Annotated in this window: 25 protein-coding genes; 21 read left to right on the forward strand and 4 right to left on the reverse strand. The window is 69.0% G+C overall.

What is annotated here, in order from left to right; translation table 11 throughout:
• Positions 1-41 precede the first annotated feature (41 nt).
• From NCI01_RS16160 to NCI01_RS16170, 3 genes are all read right to left on the reverse strand, one after another.
• The gene (locus NCI01_RS16160; protein WP_254182531.1) at positions 42-1,148 is read right to left on the reverse strand and encodes an ABC transporter ATP-binding protein; all 1,107 of its coding nucleotides are present in this window, start codon (positions 1,146-1,148) and stop codon (positions 42-44) included.
• 1 nt (position 1,149) lies between these two features.
• Positions 1,150-2,400, reverse strand: coding sequence for an ABC transporter substrate-binding protein (locus NCI01_RS16165; protein ID WP_254182532.1), 1,251 nt, complete (start codon positions 2,398-2,400; stop codon positions 1,150-1,152).
• Between the two features lie 69 nt (positions 2,401-2,469).
• Positions 2,470-3,915, reverse strand: a complete 1,446-nt coding sequence (locus tag NCI01_RS16170) for a gamma-aminobutyraldehyde dehydrogenase (protein WP_254182533.1) — start codon at positions 3,913-3,915, stop codon at positions 2,470-2,472.
• 195 nt (positions 3,916-4,110) lie between these two features.
• Here NCI01_RS16170 and NCI01_RS16175 point away from each other — a divergent pair, with 195 nt between their 5' ends.
• The 3 genes from NCI01_RS16175 to trmB are packed head-to-tail and all read left to right on the forward strand — an operon-like array spanning position 4,111 to position 6,753.
• Positions 4,111-4,569 (forward strand): Lrp/AsnC family transcriptional regulator, encoded by a 459-nt coding sequence (locus NCI01_RS16175; RefSeq protein ID WP_254182534.1) that lies wholly within the window; start codon positions 4,111-4,113, stop codon positions 4,567-4,569.
• Positions 4,566-5,969, forward strand: a complete 1,404-nt coding sequence (locus tag NCI01_RS16180; protein ID WP_254182535.1) for an aspartate aminotransferase family protein — start codon at positions 4,566-4,568, stop codon at positions 5,967-5,969. The genes NCI01_RS16175 and NCI01_RS16180 overlap by 4 nt, the downstream gene beginning before the upstream one ends.
• A gap of 52 nt (positions 5,970-6,021) precedes the next feature.
• The gene (trmB, locus tag NCI01_RS16185; protein WP_254182536.1) at positions 6,022-6,753 is read left to right on the forward strand and encodes a tRNA (guanine(46)-N(7))-methyltransferase TrmB; all 732 of its coding nucleotides are present in this window, start codon (positions 6,022-6,024) and stop codon (positions 6,751-6,753) included.
• On the opposite strand, the gene NCI01_RS16190 is transcribed toward trmB, so the two are convergent.
• On the reverse strand, positions 6,729-7,136 hold the full coding sequence (locus NCI01_RS16190) for a hypothetical protein (protein ID WP_254182537.1): 408 nt from the start codon (positions 7,134-7,136) through the stop codon (positions 6,729-6,731). The genes trmB and NCI01_RS16190 overlap by 25 nt on opposite strands.
• Positions 7,137-7,561: 425 nt before the next feature.
• On the opposite strand from NCI01_RS16190, the gene rpsJ reads away from it, so the two are divergent.
• The 18 genes from rpsJ to rplR all read left to right on the forward strand — a co-directional run bounded on the left by rpsJ (position 7,562) and on the right by rplR (position 16,107).
• Positions 7,562-7,870, forward strand: coding sequence for a 30S ribosomal protein S10 (gene rpsJ / locus NCI01_RS16195; RefSeq protein ID WP_008360994.1), 309 nt, complete (start codon positions 7,562-7,564; stop codon positions 7,868-7,870).
• 9 nt (positions 7,871-7,879) lie between these two features.
• A complete protein-coding gene (rplC, locus tag NCI01_RS16200) occupies positions 7,880-8,545 on the forward strand; it encodes a 50S ribosomal protein L3 (RefSeq protein WP_254182538.1) in 666 nt (221 codons plus the stop codon).
• Positions 8,546-8,547: 2 nt separating this feature from the next.
• Complete coding sequence (rplD, locus tag NCI01_RS16205; RefSeq protein WP_254182539.1) at positions 8,548-9,417, forward strand: 50S ribosomal protein L4, sunset domain variant; 870 nt, start codon at positions 8,548-8,550, stop codon at positions 9,415-9,417.
• Positions 9,414-9,719 (forward strand): 50S ribosomal protein L23, encoded by a 306-nt coding sequence (gene rplW / locus NCI01_RS16210; RefSeq protein WP_056599661.1) that lies wholly within the window; start codon positions 9,414-9,416, stop codon positions 9,717-9,719. The genes rplD and rplW overlap by 4 nt, the downstream gene beginning before the upstream one ends.
• A 36-nt stretch (positions 9,720-9,755) precedes the next feature.
• Positions 9,756-10,592 (forward strand): 50S ribosomal protein L2, encoded by an 837-nt coding sequence (gene rplB, locus NCI01_RS16215; protein WP_254182540.1) that lies wholly within the window; start codon positions 9,756-9,758, stop codon positions 10,590-10,592.
• Between the two features lie 5 nt (positions 10,593-10,597).
• On the forward strand, positions 10,598-10,879 hold the full coding sequence (rpsS, locus tag NCI01_RS16220) for a 30S ribosomal protein S19 (protein ID WP_090969263.1): 282 nt from the start codon (positions 10,598-10,600) through the stop codon (positions 10,877-10,879).
• Positions 10,876-11,319: a 50S ribosomal protein L22 gene (gene rplV / locus NCI01_RS16225; protein ID WP_254182541.1), complete on the forward strand. Its 444-nt coding sequence runs from the start codon at positions 10,876-10,878 to the stop codon at positions 11,317-11,319. The genes rpsS and rplV overlap by 4 nt, the downstream gene beginning before the upstream one ends.
• Entirely contained in the window at positions 11,319-12,125 is an 807-nt protein-coding gene (rpsC, locus tag NCI01_RS16230; protein ID WP_254182542.1) for a 30S ribosomal protein S3, read from the forward strand. The genes rplV and rpsC overlap by 1 nt, the downstream gene beginning before the upstream one ends.
• 4 nt (positions 12,126-12,129) lie before the next feature.
• Positions 12,130-12,549 carry a 50S ribosomal protein L16 gene (gene rplP / locus NCI01_RS16235; protein WP_207084057.1) on the forward strand — a complete coding sequence of 140 codons (420 nt, stop codon included), beginning with the start codon at positions 12,130-12,132 and terminating at the stop codon, positions 12,547-12,549.
• Positions 12,549-12,791: a 50S ribosomal protein L29 gene (rpmC, locus tag NCI01_RS16240; protein WP_204811325.1), complete on the forward strand. Its 243-nt coding sequence runs from the start codon at positions 12,549-12,551 to the stop codon at positions 12,789-12,791. The genes rplP and rpmC overlap by 1 nt, the downstream gene beginning before the upstream one ends.
• Positions 12,788-13,072: a 30S ribosomal protein S17 gene (gene rpsQ, locus NCI01_RS16245; RefSeq protein ID WP_191194628.1), complete on the forward strand. Its 285-nt coding sequence runs from the start codon at positions 12,788-12,790 to the stop codon at positions 13,070-13,072. The genes rpmC and rpsQ overlap by 4 nt, the downstream gene beginning before the upstream one ends.
• A gap of 103 nt (positions 13,073-13,175) precedes the next feature.
• Positions 13,176-13,544 carry a 50S ribosomal protein L14 gene (gene rplN / locus NCI01_RS16250; protein ID WP_056599693.1) on the forward strand — a complete coding sequence of 123 codons (369 nt, stop codon included), beginning with the start codon at positions 13,176-13,178 and terminating at the stop codon, positions 13,542-13,544.
• A 3-nt stretch (positions 13,545-13,547) separates the two neighbouring features.
• On the forward strand, positions 13,548-13,901 hold the full coding sequence (gene rplX / locus NCI01_RS16255; RefSeq protein ID WP_254182543.1) for a 50S ribosomal protein L24: 354 nt from the start codon (positions 13,548-13,550) through the stop codon (positions 13,899-13,901).
• A 1-nt stretch (position 13,902) separates the two neighbouring features.
• The gene (gene rplE, locus NCI01_RS16260; protein WP_191278207.1) at positions 13,903-14,469 is read left to right on the forward strand and encodes a 50S ribosomal protein L5; all 567 of its coding nucleotides are present in this window, start codon (positions 13,903-13,905) and stop codon (positions 14,467-14,469) included.
• Between the two features lies 1 nt (position 14,470).
• The gene (locus NCI01_RS16265) at positions 14,471-14,656 is read left to right on the forward strand and encodes a type Z 30S ribosomal protein S14 (protein ID WP_011757321.1); all 186 of its coding nucleotides are present in this window, start codon (positions 14,471-14,473) and stop codon (positions 14,654-14,656) included.
• Between the two features lie 69 nt (positions 14,657-14,725).
• Entirely contained in the window at positions 14,726-15,145 is a 420-nt protein-coding gene (gene rpsH / locus NCI01_RS16270; RefSeq protein ID WP_172262165.1) for a 30S ribosomal protein S8, read from the forward strand.
• Between the two features lie 34 nt (positions 15,146-15,179).
• On the forward strand, positions 15,180-15,722 hold the full coding sequence (gene rplF, locus NCI01_RS16275) for a 50S ribosomal protein L6 (protein WP_254182544.1): 543 nt from the start codon (positions 15,180-15,182) through the stop codon (positions 15,720-15,722).
• Position 15,723: 1 nt separating this feature from the next.
• Positions 15,724-16,107, forward strand: coding sequence for a 50S ribosomal protein L18 (gene rplR / locus NCI01_RS16280; protein ID WP_056599708.1), 384 nt, complete (start codon positions 15,724-15,726; stop codon positions 16,105-16,107).
• Positions 16,108-16,150: the final 43 nt, after the last annotated feature.

Raw genomic sequence — 16,150 nt, forward strand, 5'->3', positions numbered from 1 at the left:
GGCGGAGCGCAGCGGGGGAGACGGGGAACGCCGTGGGGTGCTCATGCGGTGGCCTCCTCCACCGGGACCCCGAACGCGTGGCCGGGGTTCCAGGTCAGCCACACCTCGTCGCCGGGGCGGAGGTCGAGCGGCTCGACGTCGAGGTTCTGCTCGTAGCAGCTCCACGTCGTGCCGCTGGGCATGTCGACGAGGTAGCTCGTCGCCACCCCGAGGAACGACACGTCGCGCACGACGCCCTTGACGTCGTTGCCGACGCCGTCGGGCTGCTTGCGCGAGACGGTCACCTTCTCGGGGCGTACGCCGAACAGCATCTCGCCGTCGTGCACCTGCGAGCGACCCTGGAGGACCTTCACCTTGGTGCCGAGGACGTCGGCGACGAGGTGGTCGCCGTCGCGGCCCTCGATCGTGCCGACCCCGGTGTTGGCCTGGCCGAGGAAGTTGGCCACGAACCGCGTGCGGGGGAGGTCGTAGAGCTCCGCGGGAGGGCCGAGCTGCTCGATGCGACCACGGTTCATCACCGCGACCGTGTCGGCCATGGTCATGGCCTCCTCCTGGTCGTGGGTGACGTGGATGAAGGTCAGGCCCACCTCGGTCTGGATGCGCTTGAGCTCGACCTGCATCTCGCGCCGCAGCTTGAGGTCGAGGGCGCCGAGCGGCTCGTCGAGCAGCAGCACCTCCGGGTGGTTGACCAGCGCCCGGGCCAGCGCCACGCGCTGCTGCTGCCCGCCCGAGAGCTGGGCGGGCTTGCGGCCGGCGAAGGCCGTCATCTGGACCAGCTCGAGGGCGTCGTCCGCCCGCTGCGCCGCGTCCTTGTCCTTGCGACGCTTCGGCCCGAAGGCGACGTTGTCGCGGATGGTCAGGTGGGGGAAGAGCGCGTAGGACTGGAAGACGGTGTTGACCGGCCGCTCGTAGGGCCGCGACCCGGTGAGGTCGGTGTCGCCGATCCGCACCCGTCCCGCGGTGGGCTGCTCGAGACCGGCGACCATCCGCAGCGTGGTGGTCTTGCCGCAGCCCGACGGTCCGAGGAGCGCGAAGAACGAGCCCCGCGGGACGGTCAGGTCGATGTCGTCGACGGCGGTGAAGTCGCCGAAGGTCTTGGTCACGCTCTCGAGCTGGAGGTCGCCGCGCGCCTCACGGAATCCGGCCATGTCAGTTCCCCATCACCTTCGAGGACCAGAGGTCGGCGTAGAGGATGTCCTCGTCCGCGCTGAGCACCCGGAACTGCTGCACGTTGTTGTCGGCGATGAACTCGGCGCTCGGGAAGATCCACGGGCTCTCGGCGAGGTCGGGGTCGATCTTCTCCATCTCGGCCTGGGCGCCGTCGACGGGACACACGTAGTTGACCCAGGCAGCCACCTGGGCGGCGACGGCCGGGTCGTAGTAGTAGTCCATCAGCCGCTGGGCGTTCCTTCGGTGCGTCGAGGTGATCGGGACCATCAGGTTGTCCGACCACAGGGTGCCGCCGGACTCGGGCAGGGTGAAGGTCCAGCTGGGGTCCCCGGTGTCGAAGCCGAGGACGAAGATGTCGCCGCTCCACGTGATGCCCGCCACCGCGTTGCCACTGGTGAGGTCCTCCATGTAGGAGTTGCCCTTCACCTTGCGGATGTAGCCCTCGTCGATCTTCTGCTCGATGAAGTCGAGCGCCTTCTCGAACTCGGCCTGTCCCCAGTCGCTCTCGATGTCGACGCCCTGGGACTGCATCACCAGGCCGGCGGTGTCGCGGAACTCCGAGAGCACCACGATGCGACCCTTGAGGTCGTCGGTCCACAGGTCGTCGAGCGACTTCAGCTCGCGACCGACCTTGTCCCGGTTGTAGCCGATGCCCGCGAAGCCGCTCTGCCACGTGATCGAGTGGAGCCGGCCGGGGTCGAACGAGGCGTCCTTGAGCGGCTGCAGCAGGTTGCTGACGACGTTGGGCATCTGGATGAGCTCGAGCGGCTGGACCACCTGGTCGCGGATGAGCCGGGCGGCCATCCAGTCGGTGAGCGTGATGATGTCGCGGTCGATGTCCTGCCCGGCACGCAGCTGGGGGCCCACCTTGGCGTAGTAGGAGTCGTTGTCGTCGACCTCCTCGAAGTACTCCACGTCGATGCCGCTCTGCTCCCTGAAGGCCTCGAGGGTCGGCGACCTCGTCTCCTTGCCGTTCATGTCGAGGTAGGCCGTCCAGTTGGCCCACTTGAGGGTCTTCTCGGTGTCCGAGACGTCGGTCGGCAGGTCGAGGGCGGCGATCCCTCCCGCTGCCGGCGGCTCGGGCGGGGCGCAACCGGTCAGCGCCAGGCCCGCGCCGGCGGCGACGCCGGTGCCCAGCAGTGCGCGGCGGCTCAGCCCGCCTCCGGCAGCGGCCGCCAGCGCAGCAGCCGGCGGGGACTGGGGGCGTCGTCGCCTCGGGATGGGTGTCATCAGGGGGTCTCCTCGGGTTGCCGCTCAGCTCTCGGTCGCTCAGCGCTCGGTCGCTCAGCTCTCGGCCGCTCAGCTCTCGATGTTGGCCATGACGTGCTTGATGCGGGTGTAGTCCTCGAAGCCGTACATCGAGAGGTCCTTGCCGTAGCCGGACCTCTTGTAGCCGCCGTGCGGCATCTCCGCGACGAGGGGGATGTGGGTGTTGATCCACACGCACCCGAAGTCCAGCGCCTTCGACATCCGCATGGCCCGGCCGAAGTCCTTGGTCCACACCGACGACGCGAGGCCGTAGTCGACGCCGTTGGCCCAGCGGAGCGCCTCCTCCTCGTCGGTGAAGCGCTGCACCGTGATGACGGGGCCGAAGATCTCGTTCTGGATCGCCTCGTCGTCCTGCCGCAGCCCGGAGAGGACGGTGGGCTCGAGGAAGTAGCCCTCGCCGAGGTCCGTACGACGGTTGCCGCCGGCCGACACGGTGGCGTGGGCCGGCAGGTTCTCGATGAACCCGCTCACCCGGGCGAGCTGGGTCGCGTTGTTGACGGGGCCGAACAGGGCGTCCTCGTCGTCGGGCAGGCCCACCGGCGCCGAGCCCCTCGCGTAGTCGGCGAGCGCGGCGACGAAGTCGTCGTGGATCCCCTGGGCGACCAGGACGCGCGTGGCCGCCGTGCAATCCTGCCCGGCGTTGAAGTAGCCGGCGACCGCGATGCCCTCGACCGCGGCCTCGATGTCGGCGTCGTCGAAGACCACGACCGGCGCCTTGCCGCCCAGCTCGAGGTGGACCCGCTTGACCTGCGGCGCGGCGCTCGCCGCGACCTCGGCGCCGGCGCGCACCGACCCCGTGATCGCCACCAGCGCCGGCGTCGGGTGCTCGACGAGGAGGCGTCCGGTCTCCCGGTCGCCGGTCACCACGTTGAGCGTGCCGGCGGGCAGGTGCTCCGCGGCGAGCTCGGCCAGCCGCAGGGTGCTCTCCGGCGTGGTGTCGCTCGGCTTGAGGACGACGGTGTTGCCGGCGGCGAGGGCCGGGCCGATCTTCCACACGGCCATCAGCAGCGGGTAGTTCCACGGCGTCACCTGGCCGACCACGCCGATGGGCTCGCGGCGGATCCACGAGGTGTGGCCCGCCATGTACTCGCCGGCGGCCTTGCCCTCCAGGATCCGCGCAGCGCCGGCGAAGAACCGGAGCTGGTCCACCATCGGCGGGATCTCCTCGCTCGCGGTGAGCGCCTTGATCTTGCCCGTGTTGGCCGACTCGAGGGCGATGAGCTCCTCGGCGTGGGACTCGATCGAGTCGGCGATCTTGAGCAGCGCCTGCTGGCGCTCGGAGGGCGTCGTACGACCCCACTCGCCGAAGGCGCGGCTCGCCGCCTCGTAGGCCGCGTCGACCTGCTCCGCACCGCTGACGGGCGCATGGGCGACCACGCGGCCGGTCGTCGGGTCGACGACGTCGCTCGTGGCGCCGGAGCCGCCGTCGACGTACGTGCCGCCGATGAAGTTGCGCAGCGTGCGTGGGCTGGTCACGGATGTCCTCCCGGTCGGGTGCAGTGAGGGGAGAGTAGGACGGGGAGGCCGACCATCGCCATACTTGTTGCCGAAGATTGTGCGGGAATCGCAGAATTAACAGCCCAGAAATGCGGATTCCACGCTCGGCGACTTGCGGATCGGTGGTCTGCGCGTCCACGATGTCGCCATGAGCGAGCGCAGCGAGGGCCGGGCATGAGCGAGGGAGCCGTGCGGCTCGACGCGACCGCCAAGCGCATCATCGAGCTCCTCCAGGAGGACGGCCGGATCTCCTACGCCGCGATCGCGAAGGCGGTGGGCCTCTCCGAGGCGGCCGCCCGCGCCCGGGTGCAGAAGCTGCTCGACTCCGAGGTGATGCAGGTCGTCGCGGTCACCGACCCGACCCAGGTCGGCTTCACGCGCCAGGCCATGATCGGCGTCCGCACCGAGGGCGATCCCATGAAGGTGGGCGACCGGCTCGCCGAGGTGCCCGAGGTCGACTACGTGGTCACCACGGCCGGCAGCTTCGACCTCCTCGTCGAGGTGGTGTGCGAGGACGACCCGCACCTGCTCGACGTCATCCGTCAGGTCCGTGAGCTCGAGGGCGTCGTCTCCTCGGAGACCTTCGTCTACCTCAAGCTCAACAAGCAGCACTACAACTGGGGAACGAGATGAGCCTCCACTCCGCCGAGGGCACGCCCTACGACGAGTCCTTCGACCACCAGGCCGCCGGCCGCGACCACCTCTGGTTGCACTTCACCCGGCACTCCACCTACGAGAACGGCGGCGAGATGCCGCTGATCGTCAGGGGCGAGGGGCACCGGATCTGGGACAGCCACGGCCGCGAGTACATCGACGGCCTCGCCGGGCTGTTCGTGGTCCAGGTCGGCCACGGTCGCGAGGAGCTGGCCGAGGCCGCGGCCAGGCAGGCCAAGGAGCTGGCGTTCTTCCCGCTCTGGTCCTTCGCGCACCCCCGCGCCGTGGAGCTCGCCGACCGGATCGCCGCGATGGCCCCCGGCGACCTCAACCGCGTCTTCTTCACCACCGGTGGTGGTGAGGCGGTCGAGTCGGCCTGGAAGCTGGCCAAGCAGTACTACAAGCTCACCGGCAGGCCCGGCAAGCACAAGGTCATCTCCCGCGCGGTGGCCTACCACGGCACCCCGCAGGGTGCCCTGTCCATCACCGGTATCCCGCCGCTGAAGGAGATGTTCGAGCCGCTCGTGCCGGGCGCGCACAAGGTGCCCAACACCAACTTCTACCGGCGACCCGACTACGTCGGCGACGACGAGAAGGCGTTCGGCCGCTGGGCCGCCGACCGGATCGCCGAGGCGATCGAGTTCGAGGGGCCCGACACCGTGGCGGCCGTCTTCCTCGAGCCGGTCCAGAACGCCGGCGGCTGCTTCCCTCCGCCGCCCGGCTACTTCGAGCGGGTCCGGGAGATCTGCGACGAGTACGACGTCCTGCTCGTCTCCGACGAGGTCATCTGCGCCTTCGGCCGGGTGGGGGAGATGTTCGGCGCGACCGAGTTCGGCTACCAGCCCGACATCATCACGTGCGCCAAGGGCATGACCTCGGGCTACTCGCCCATCGGCGCGATGATCGCCAGCGACCGCCTGTTCGAGCCCTTCAAGCACGGCACGACGGCCTATGCGCACGGCTACACCTTCGGCGGCCACCCGGTCTCCTCGGCCGTGGCGATGGCCAACCTCGACGTCTTCGAGCGCGAGGGCCTCACCGACCACGTCCAGCAGAACGCCCCGGCCTTCCGTGCCACGCTGGAGAAGCTGCTCGACATCCCGATCGTCGGCGACGTCCGCGGCCACGGCTACTTCTACGGCATCGAGCTGGTCAAGGACCGCGAGACCAAGGAGACGTTCGACGACGCCGAGTCCGAGCGGCTGCTGCGCGGCTACCTCTCCGGCGCGCTGTGGGAGGCCGGTCTCTACTGCCGGGCCGACGACCGTGGCGACCCGGTCATCCAGCTAGCGCCGCCGCTGATCATCGGCCAGCCCGAGTTCGACGACATCGAGCAGCGGCTGCGCTCGGTCCTGACGGGCGCGCTCGCGCACCTCTGACCCGCGTGTCGTCGATGTGACCCGGTCCGGCGGACCGGGGGAGGATGGCCGGGTGAACGACGTCGTACGCCCCGCCCGCCCGCACCACAAGCTCACCGCGGACGGGCGACGCATGCGCGAGGTGCTCACCTACTCGCGGCGGGGCAGCCGGTTCACGCCGCGCCAGGCCGAGTCGTGGGCCGCGCACCACGCGGACTGGGTGATCCCCGAGGACGCCGTCGACCGGCCCGGCTTCTCGCTCGCCGAGTGGTTCGGGCGCGAGGCGCCGCTGATCGTCGAGATCGGCCCCGGCATCGGTGAGGCCACCTCGGTGCTCGCCGCCGCGCGCCCCGACCACGACGTGCTCGCCCTCGAGGTGTGGCTCCCCGGCATCGCCGACTCGCTGTGGCGCGTCGCGGAGGCCGGGGCCGACAACGTGCGGTTCTGCTCCGTCGACGCCGTGTGGACCCTCGAGAACCTCCTCGGCCCGGCCAGCGTCGCCGAGCTGTGGACCTTCTTCCCCGACCCGTGGCGCAAGACCAAGCACCGCAAGCGCCGGCTGGTGAACCCGGCCAACGCCGCGCTCGCCTCGTCGCGACTGGTGCCCGGCGGCGCCTGGCGGCTGGCCACCGACTGGGCGGACTACGCCGACCAGATCCGTGAGGTCCTCGACGCCGAGCCGACCCTCGAGGGCGGCCGGGTCGAGCGGTGGGACGAGCGCCCGGTGACCCGCTTCGAGCGCAAGGGCCGCGACGTCGGTCGCGACATCGCCGACTTCTGCTACCGCCGGTCCGAGCGGGGTTGATCCAGCACCAGCCCGGCCCCACGCAGGAGGTGCTCGAGCCGCAGCCGCTCCGCGTCGCGGTCGGCACCCTCGCGCATCCCGGTGAGCAGGTCCGGCGTCCCGAGCGCGCGGGCGGCCAGCGCCAGCAGGTCGTCGTACGCCGCCAGGGTCCCGCGCCGGCGCGCCATCGGCGTCCCCGGCGCCGGGGCCAGCACCTCGCGACGCACCCGTCGCAGGTGGGCCGCCAGGTCCTCGATCGCCGGGGTCGACGGCGCCGGCGGGGGAGGGGAGATCCGGTCCCGCACACGCCGCACGAGCCTGCCCAGCTCGCCCAGGTGGAGGACCAGTCCCAGCGCAGCCACCAGCACCAGGGTGCCGAGGGTGAGCGTGACCAGACCGGTCATCCTTCGACGGTAGGGACGGGCAAGGGGCCTTGGACCCGGGCCGCCGGGCGGTCCGTCACGGGCGATTTGGCGTGGGCCCACGGAGTCTGTCAAGATGTTCCGGTTGCTCCGGCGGGTCGCCGGGGTGCGGCACACACACCTTGACTTCTGAATCGCGTCTCCTTGATCGAGCCAGTCGTCCGCGTGCGCCGCACCAGATCACACGGTGATCGGAGACCCGACCAGATCCGACAACCGTCGGGTGCCACCCAGAGCATCACCGCTTCCCCTCGGGGTCGTGTCATGAGCCGGATCAGTTCAGTCGGCCGCGCGACACGCCCGACCGCGGGGGTCGGAGGGTGGAGGAGAGACAGGCGGCGCTCGCCCACCAGGGGCTGAGAGCCGAAACCAGACCAGGCGTACGAGATCGAAGAGGACAGGGACCTATGGCGGGACAGAAGATCCGCATCAGGCTCAAGGCCTATGACCACGAGGTGATCGACACCTCGGCGCGGAAGATCGTGGACACCGTCACCCGTACGGGTGCGAAGGTCGCCGGCCCTGTGCCGCTGCCGACCGAGAAGAACGTGTACTGCGTCATCCGTTCGCCCCACAAGTACAAGGACTCCCGCGAGCACTTCGAGATGCGCACCCACAAGCGCCTGATCGACATCATCGACCCGACGCCGAAGACCGTCGACTCGCTGATGCGTCTCGACCTGCCTGCCGGTGTCGACATCGAGATCAAGCTCTGAGGCGACGACATGGCTAAGACTTTCGAACGCAACGTGAAGGGGCTGCTGGGCACCAAGCTCGGCATGACCCAGCTCTGGGACGAGAACAACAAGGTCGTCCCCGTCACCGTGATCGCGGCCGCGACCAACGTCGTGACCCAGGTCCGCCAGCCCGAGGTGGACGGCTACAACGCCATCCAGGTCGGCTTCGGCGAGATCGAGGCCCGCAAGGTCAACTCACCCGAGGCCGGTCACTTCACCAAGGCCGGTGTCACGCCGCGTCGCCACGTCGCGGAGATCCGCACGGCCGACGCCGCCAGCTACACCGTGGGCCAGGAGCTGACCGTGGAGACCTTCGCCGCCGGCGAGGAGATCGACGTCACGGGCACCAGCAAGGGCAAGGGCTTCGCCGGCACGATGAAGCGTCACGGCTTCTCCGGCGTGTCCGCCTCGCACGGTGCCCACCGCAACCACCGCAAGCCCGGCTCCATCGGCGCCTGCGCCACCCCGGGTCGCGTGTTCAAGGGCACCCGCATGTCGGGCCGCATGGGCAACGACACGGTCACCACCCAGAACCTGACGGTGCACGCCGTCGACGCCGACAAGGGCCTGATCCTGGTCAAGGGCGCCGTTCCCGGCCCCAAGAACGGTCTCGTCGTCCTTCGCTCGGCCGCCAAGAAGACGCAGGAGGCCTGAGCATGGCTGTCAAGACCGTCAAGGTCGACCTCCCCGCCGAGATCTTCGACGTCGAGGTCAACATTCCCCTGATCCACCAGGTCGTCGTGGCCCAGCAGGCCGCTGCGCGCCAGGGCACGCACGCCACCAAGACCCGCGGCGAGGTCCGCGGTGGTGGCCGCAAGCCCTACAAGCAGAAGGGCACCGGCCGCGCCCGTCAGGGCTCGACCCGCGCTCCGCAGTTCGCCGGCGGTGGCACCGTCCACGGCCCGCAGCCGCGCAGCTACGACCAGCGCACCCCCAAGAAGATGAAGGCCGCCGCCCTGCGCGGTGCCCTCTCCGACCGGGCCCGCAACGACCGCGTCCACGTGGTCGACGGCCTGGTGTCGGGCGACAAGCCCTCCACCAAGGCCGCGCTCGCCGCGCTGACCTCGCTGACCGACCGCGTGGGCTACCTCGTGGTGCTCGAGCGCTCCGACGCCCTCACCTGGCTCTCGCTGCGCAACGCGCCCGAGGTCCACATCGTCGCCGTCGACCAGCTCAACACCTACGACGTGCTGGCCGCTGACGACGTGGTCTTCACCAAGGGCGCCTACGACGCCTTCGTCAACGGCACCAGCACGGGTGGCGCCTCCGCTGCGCCGGCGCAGTCCGAGACGACCGCGACCGAGCAGGCCACCGACGAGCCGGCCCTGCCGGCCGGTGCGAAGGCCCCGCTCAAGAGCGGCAAGAACCCGAAGGGCTACGAGGTCCAGGGCCTCCAGTCCGGCACCTACCTCGTCGAGGGCGACGCCGCCTACGACGTGGCGGGTGGCGACTTCTGGTTCAAGTCCGCCGAGGACGCCGAGGCTGCCGGCCTGACCCGCGCCGACGAGAAGGAGACCGACAAGTGAGCACCCTGCACAAGGACCACCGCGACGTCCTGATCGCCCCGGTCGTGTCGGAGAAGAGCTACGGCCTGCTCGACGCCAACAAGTACACCTTCATCGTCCACCCGGACGCCAACAAGACCGAGATCAAGATCGCGGTCGAGAAGGTCTTCGACGTCAAGGTCACCTCGGTCAACACGATCAACCGCCAGGGCAAGACGCGTCGTACCCGCTACGGCATGGGCAAGCGCCCCAACACCAAGCGCGCGATCGTCAGCCTCGCCGAGGGTCACCGCATCGACATCTTCGGAGGTCCGGTCTCCTGACCGGGCCCCCCAGAGATAGGTAGAGCAGGAACTGATATGGCTATCCGCAAGTACAAGCCGACCACCCCGGGCCGTCGTGGCTCGTCGGTGGCCGACTTCGTCGAGATCACCCGGTCGACGCCCGAGAAGTCGCTGACGCGCCCGCTGCCCAAGAACGGCGGCCGCAACAACCAGGGCCGCATCACCACCCGGCACAAGGGTGGCGGTCACAAGCGCGCCTACCGCGTCATCGACTTCCGTCGCTACGACAAGGACGGCGTCCCGGCCAAGGTCGCTCACATCGAGTACGACCCCAACCGCACCGCGCGCATCGCGCTGCTGCACTACGCCGACGGCGAGAAGCGCTACATCGTGGCGCCCAAGGGTCTGACCCAGGGCACCCCGGTGGAGTCCGGCCCCAACGCCGACATCAAGCCCGGCAACAACCTGCCGCTGCGCAACATCCCGGTCGGCACGACCATCCACTGCGTGGAGCTGCGTCCGGGCGGCGGCGCGAAGATCGCCCGCTCGGCCGGCAACTCCGCCCAGCTGGTCGCCCGTGAGGGCAGCCGCGCCACGCTGCGCATGCCCTCGGGCGAGATGCGCTTCGTCGACGTGCGCTGCCGCGCCACGATCGGCGAGGTCGGCAACGCCGAGCAGTCCAACATCAACTGGGGCAAGGCCGGCCGCATGCGGTGGAAGGGCGTCCGCCCGACCGTCCGCGGCGTCGTCATGAACCCGGTGGACCACCCGCACGGTGGTGGTGAGGGCAAGACGTCCGGTGGTCGCCACCCCGTCTCCCCCTGGGGCAAGCCCGAGGGCCGCACGCGCAAGCGCAAGGCCAGCGACTCCCAGATCATCCGTCGTCGCAAGTCCGGCAAGGGTAGGAAGTAACCGACATGCCTCGCAGCCTCAAGAAGGGCCCCTTCGTCGACGACCACCTTCAGAAGAAGGTGGACGCCGAGAACGAGAAGGGCAGCCACAACGTCATCAAGACCTGGTCGCGCCGGTCGATGATCGTGCCCGACATGATCGGCCACACCATCGCCGTGCACGACGGTCGCAAGCACGTCCCCGTCTTCGTGACCGACTCCATGGTCGGCCACAAGCTCGGGGAGTTCGCCCCCACCCGCACCTACCGCGGGCACGTCAAGGAAGACCGGAAGGGACGCCGTCGATGAGCACCACCGAGCGCAGCCGCACCAGTGCGCGCCGCGAGTCGCTGCTCGGCGACCAGCCGGGCGCGTTCGCCAGCGCACGCTACGTGCGGATCACCCCGATGAAGGCTCGCCGTGTCGTCGACATGGTCCGCGGCCTCCAGGTCGACGAGGCCCTGACCCTGCTGCAGTTCGCGCCGCAGGCCGCCTCCGAGACCGTCTACAAGGTGCTGGAGAGCGCGATCGCCAACGCGGAGACCACCGAGGGCCTCAACCGGGCCGACCTCGTGCTCTCCGTCGCCATGGTCGACGAGGGCCCGACGATGAAGCGTTGGCGTCCGCGTGCGCAGGGTCGTGCGACCCGCATCAACAAGCGCACCAGCCACATCACCCTCGCGGTGCAGCCGGCCGACGTGCTGGCCACGAAGAACGGCCGCGCCAACAAGAACGGAAGGGGTGCCTGATGGGCCAGAAGATCAACCCGAACGGCTTCCGCCTGGGCATCTCCACCGACCACAAGAGCCGTTGGTACGCCGACAAGCTCTACAAGTCGTACGTCGGTGAGGACGTCGCCATCCGCAAGCTGCTCTCCAAGGGCATGGAGCGGGCCGGCATCTCCAAGGTCGAGATCGAGCGCACCCGGGACCGCGTGCGGGTGGACATCCACACCGCCCGTCCGGGCATCGTCATCGGCCGCCGTGGCGCCGAGGCGGACCGCATCCGCGGCGAGCTCGAGAAGCTCACCGGCAAGCAGGTGCAGCTCAACATCCTCGAGGTCAAGAACCCCGAGGTCGACGCGCAGCTGGTCGCCCAGGGCGTCGCCGAGCAGCTCTCGGGCCGTGTGCAGTTCCGCCGCGCGATGCGCAAGGCGATGCAGACCTCGATGCGCTCCGGTGCCAAGGGCATCCGGATCCAGTGCTCGGGTCGTCTCAACGGCGCCGAGATGTCGCGCACCGAGTTCTACCGCGAGGGCCGCGTGCCCCTGCACACCCTGCGTGCCGACATCGACTACGGCTTCTACGAGGCCCGCACGACCTTCGGCCGCATCGGTGTGAAGGTCTGGATCTACAAGGGCGAGGTCGCCGGCACCCGTGCCGAGCGCCAGGCCCAGCAGGCCGCCCGCGCCGGTGCCCCCGGTCGCGGCGGTCGTCCCAACACCCGTGGCGGTGACCGTCCGAGCCGTGGCTCGCGCGGCGACCGCGCTCCTCGCGCCGAGTCCACCGAGGCTCCGGCGGCCGAGGCTGCACCGAGCACCGGACAGGAGGCCTGACCTCATGTTGATGCCCCGTCGCGTCAAGCACCGCAAGCAGCACCACCCCAAGCGTCGTGGCGTCGCCAAGGGCGGCACCACGCTGGCCTTCGGTGACTTCGGCATCCAGGCGGTCGAGGGTCACTACGTGACCAACCGACAGATCGAGTCGGCCCGTATCGCCATGACCCGTCACATCAAGCGTGGCGGAAAGGTCTGGATCAACATCTACCCGGACCGTCCCCTGACCAAGAAGCCGGCCGAGACCCGCATGGGTTCCGGCAAGGGCTCGCCCGAGTGGTGGGTGGCCAACGTCAAGCCCGGCCGCGTCATGTTCGAACTCTCCGGTGTCGACGAGGTGACTGCTCGTGAGGCCATGCGCCGCGCGATGCACAAGCTCCCGATGAAGTGCCGGTTCATCTCCCGTGAGGCCGGTGAATTCTGATGGCTACCAAGCTGAACGCCCACGAGCTCGACGAGCTCGACGCACCTGCCCTCGAGGCCAAGCTGCGCGAGGCCAAGGAGGAGCTGTTCAACCTGCGGTTCCAGGCCGCGACCGGCCAGCTCGAGAGCAACGGCCGCCTGCGCGTGGTCAAGAAGGACATCGCCCGCATCTACACCGTGGTCCGCGAGCGCGAGCTCGGCATCCGCACCACCCCGGGCACCAACGAAGAGGCGAAGGCATGAGCGAGAACACTGCGACCCAGTCGACCGACGAGCGCAACCAGCGCAAGGTCCGCGAGGGCCTCGTCGTGAGCGACAAGATGGACAAGACCATCGTCGTCGCCGTCGAGGACCGCGTGAAGCACGCCCTCTACGGCAAGGTCCTGCGCAAGACGTCGCGGCTCAAGGCCCACGACGAGACCAACCAGTGCGGCATCGGCGACCGGGTCCTCATCATGGAGACCCGTCCGCTGTCGGCCACCAAGCGCTGGCGCCTCGTCGAGGTGCTGGAGAAGGCCAAGTGACCTGAGGCCCACCGGCCTCGAGCACAAGTTTCCACATATCAGTTCGGCCAGGCTCGCTCCCCGCTGAGAGGGCGAGAACCAGCTCGACAACCAGGAGAAATCAATGATCCAGCAGGAGTCGCGACTCAAGGTCGCCGACAACACCGGTGCGAAGGAGATCCTCTGCATCCGTGTTCTCGGTGGCTCTGGGCGTCGCTACGCCGGCATCGGTGACGTCATCGTCGCCACCGTCAAGGACGCGATCCCCGGTGGCAACGTCAAGAAGGGCGACGTCGTCAAGGCCGTGGTCGTGCGCACCGTCAAGGAGCGTCGCCGCGCCGACGGTTCCTACATCCGCTTCGACGAGAACGCCGCCGTCATCCTCAAGAACGACGGTGAGCCCCGTGGCACGCGCATCTTCGGCCCCGTCGGCCGCGAGCTGCGCGAGAAGCGCTTCATGAAGATCATCTCGCTCGCCCCGGAGGTGCTGTGAGAGATGGGTAAGAACATGAACATCAAGAAGGGCGACACCGTCAAGGTGATCGCCGGCAAGGACAAGGGTGCCCAGGGCAAGGTCATCTCGGTCCTCCGCGAGGAGGACCGCGTGATCGTCGAGGGTGTCAACCTCGTCAAGCGCCACACCAAGTCCGTCCAGCAGACCAACACCACCGGCGGCATCATCACCCGCGAGGCCCCCATCCACGTCTCCAACGTGATGCTGGTCGAGGGTGACGGTGTCACGCGCGTCGGCTTCCGCCGCGACGAGGTCACCAAGCGCCGTCCCGACGGCTCGACCTACGCCGCCAGCCGGTCGGTCCGCGTGTCCCGCAAGTCCGGCAAGGAGATCTGAGATGGCCGAGACCCAGACCACTGAGATTCCCCGTCTCAAGGCGCGCTACCGCGAGGAGATCGTCCCCGCCCTGCGCTCCGAGTTCGACATCGCCAACATCATGCAGGTGCCCGGCCTGACCAAGATCGTGGTCAACATGGGCGTCGGCGAGGCGGCGCGCGACTCCAAGCTGATCGAGGGCGCGATCCGCGACCTCACCGCGATCACCGGCCAGAAGCCGGCCGTGACCAAGGCCCGCAAGTCCATCGCGCAGTTCAAGCTGCGCGAGGGCATGCCGATCGGCGCGCACGTCACGCTGCGCGGCGACCGCATGTGGGAGTTCCTGGACCGCCTGCTGTCCCTGGCGCTGCCCCGCATCCGTGACTTCCGCGGCCTCTCGCCGAAGCAGTTCGACGGGCGCGGCAACTACACCTTCGGTCTCACCGAGCAGGTCATGTTCCACGAGATCAACCAGGACAAGATCGACCGGTCGCGCGGCATGGACATCACGGTCGTGACCACGGCCACCAACGACGACGAGGGCCGCGCGCTGCTCAAGCAGCTCGGCTTCCCGTTCAAGGAGAACTGACATGGCGAAGACTGCTCTCAAGGTCAAGGCCGCCCGCAAGCCGAAGTTCGCTGTCCGCGGCTACACCCGCTGCCAGCGTTGCGGTCGCCCCAAGGCCGTCTACCGCAAGTTCGGCCTGTGCCGGATCTGCCTGCGGGAGATGGCCCACCGCGGCGAGCTCCCCGGCGTCACCAAGTCCTCCTGGTAATCACCTCACACACGTTGCAGGTCCCTCGGCCGCGAGCTGCGGGAAACCACGACGAGAAAGAACCACATCATGACGATGACTGACCCGATCGCAGACATGCTCACGCGTCTGCGCAACGCCAACCAGGCGTACCACGACGTGGTGTCGATGCCCTACAGCAAGATGAAGGCCGGCCTCGCGGAGATCCTCAAGCAGGAGGGTTACATCACCTCCTACGACGTCGCCGACAACGTCACCGCCGAGGGCGAGCCCTCGGTCGGCAAGACGCTGACCGTGACCCTCAAGTACGGCCGCAACCGGGAGCGCTCCATCGCGGGCGTCCGCCGCATCAGCAAGCCCGGCCTGCGTGTCTACGCCAAGAGCACCAACCTGCCCAAGGTCCTCGGTGGCCTCGGCGTCGCGATCATCTCGACGTCGCAGGGCCTGCTCACCGACCGCCAGGCGAACCAGAAGGGCGTGGGCGGCGAAGTCCTCGCCTACGTCTGGTGACCCGGACCATCTGAGACCAGGAAGAGAGAGAAGCATGTCGCGCATTGGCAAGCTCCCCATCGCGGTCCCGTCCGGTGTCGACGTCGCGATCGATGAGTCGCTGGTGACCGTCAAGGGCCCCAAGGGCACCTTGTCGCACACCATCGCCGCGCCGATCACGGTCGCCAAGGGCGAGGACGGCGTCCTCGAGGTCCAGCGCCCCGACGACGAGCGCAACAGCCGCTCGTTGCACGGCCTGACCCGCACGCTCATCAACAACATGGTGGTGGGTGTCACCGAGGGCTACGAGAAGAAGCTCGAGATCGTGGGCGTGGGCTACCGCGTCCTGCCCAAGGGTCCGACCCAGCTCGAGTTCCAGCTCGGCTACTCGCACCCGATCATCTTCGACGCCCCCGAGGGCATCACCTTCACCACCGAGGGCCCGACCAAGCTCGGCGTCGTCGGCATCGACAAGCAGCTCGTCGGCGAGGTCGCGGCCAAGATCCGCAAGCTCCGCAAGCCTGAGCCCTACAAGGGCAAGGGCGTGCGCTACGCCGGCGAGCACATCCGTCGCAAGGTCGGAAAGGCCGGTAAGTGACATGGCGATCTCGCTGAGCAACAACAAGCACACCGCCAACCGCGTCCGTGCGCGCCTGCGCCGTCAGGCGCGTGGCCGCAAGCGGATCAACGGCACCGCCGAGCGTCCGCGCCTGGTGGTCACCAAGTCGGCCAAGCACCTCTCGGTGCAGGTCGTCGACGACCTGCAGGGCGCCACCCTGGCCTACGCCTCCACCATGGAGGCCGACGTCCGTGGCACCGAGGGCGACAAGACCGCCAAGGCAAAGAAGGTCGGCGAGCTCGTGGCGTCGCGTGCCAAGGCTGCCGGTATCGAGGACGTCGTCTTCGACCGGGCCGGCAACAAGTACCACGGCCGCATCGCGGCCCTCGCCGATGCCGCCCGTGAGGGCGGATTGTCCTTCTGATCGCCTCACGCGAGCAGAGAGAGATCTTAGATATGGAGCACAT

Origin of the sequence: Nocardioides pinisoli, from assembly GCF_024199985.1 — a bacterium.
GTDB classification, from domain to species: Bacteria; Actinomycetota; Actinomycetes; order Propionibacteriales; family Nocardioidaceae; genus Nocardioides; species Nocardioides pinisoli.

Excerpts from the sequence above, each read along its gene's own strand:
- rpsQ (WP_191194628.1), top strand. The coding sequence starts at position 12,788 with ATGAGCGAGAACACTGCGACCCAGTCGACCGACGAGCGCAACCAGCGC.
- rpmC (WP_204811325.1), top strand. The coding sequence starts at position 12,549 with ATGGCTACCAAGCTGAACGCCCACGAGCTCGACGAGCTCGACGCACCT.
- rplF (WP_254182544.1), top strand. The coding sequence starts at position 15,180 with ATGTCGCGCATTGGCAAGCTCCCCATCGCGGTCCCGTCCGGTGTCGAC.
- NCI01_RS16160 (WP_254182531.1), bottom strand. The coding sequence starts at position 1,148 with ATGGCCGGATTCCGTGAGGCGCGCGGCGACCTCCAGCTCGAGAGCGTG.
- rplN (WP_056599693.1), top strand. The coding sequence starts at position 13,176 with ATGATCCAGCAGGAGTCGCGACTCAAGGTCGCCGACAACACCGGTGCG.
- rplP (WP_207084057.1), top strand. The coding sequence starts at position 12,130 with ATGTTGATGCCCCGTCGCGTCAAGCACCGCAAGCAGCACCACCCCAAG.
- rplX (WP_254182543.1), top strand. The coding sequence starts at position 13,548 with ATGGGTAAGAACATGAACATCAAGAAGGGCGACACCGTCAAGGTGATC.
- rpsH (WP_172262165.1), top strand. The coding sequence starts at position 14,726 with ATGACGATGACTGACCCGATCGCAGACATGCTCACGCGTCTGCGCAAC.
- NCI01_RS16165 (WP_254182532.1), bottom strand. The coding sequence starts at position 2,400 with ATGACACCCATCCCGAGGCGACGACGCCCCCAGTCCCCGCCGGCTGCT.
- rplD (WP_254182539.1), top strand. The coding sequence starts at position 8,548 with ATGGCTGTCAAGACCGTCAAGGTCGACCTCCCCGCCGAGATCTTCGAC.
- rpsS (WP_090969263.1), top strand. The coding sequence starts at position 10,598 with ATGCCTCGCAGCCTCAAGAAGGGCCCCTTCGTCGACGACCACCTTCAG.
- rpsC (WP_254182542.1), top strand. The coding sequence starts at position 11,319 with ATGGGCCAGAAGATCAACCCGAACGGCTTCCGCCTGGGCATCTCCACC.
- NCI01_RS16175 (WP_254182534.1), top strand. The coding sequence starts at position 4,111 with ATGAGCGAGGGAGCCGTGCGGCTCGACGCGACCGCCAAGCGCATCATC.
- rplR (WP_056599708.1), top strand. The coding sequence starts at position 15,724 with ATGGCGATCTCGCTGAGCAACAACAAGCACACCGCCAACCGCGTCCGT.
- rpsJ (WP_008360994.1), top strand. The coding sequence starts at position 7,562 with ATGGCGGGACAGAAGATCCGCATCAGGCTCAAGGCCTATGACCACGAG.
- rplV (WP_254182541.1), top strand. The coding sequence starts at position 10,876 with ATGAGCACCACCGAGCGCAGCCGCACCAGTGCGCGCCGCGAGTCGCTG.
- rplC (WP_254182538.1), top strand. The coding sequence starts at position 7,880 with ATGGCTAAGACTTTCGAACGCAACGTGAAGGGGCTGCTGGGCACCAAG.
- rplE (WP_191278207.1), top strand. The coding sequence starts at position 13,903 with ATGGCCGAGACCCAGACCACTGAGATTCCCCGTCTCAAGGCGCGCTAC.
- NCI01_RS16180 (WP_254182535.1), top strand. The coding sequence starts at position 4,566 with ATGAGCCTCCACTCCGCCGAGGGCACGCCCTACGACGAGTCCTTCGAC.
- NCI01_RS16265 (WP_011757321.1), top strand. The coding sequence starts at position 14,471 with ATGGCGAAGACTGCTCTCAAGGTCAAGGCCGCCCGCAAGCCGAAGTTC.
- NCI01_RS16190 (WP_254182537.1), bottom strand. The coding sequence starts at position 7,136 with ATGACCGGTCTGGTCACGCTCACCCTCGGCACCCTGGTGCTGGTGGCT.
- rplB (WP_254182540.1), top strand. The coding sequence starts at position 9,756 with ATGGCTATCCGCAAGTACAAGCCGACCACCCCGGGCCGTCGTGGCTCG.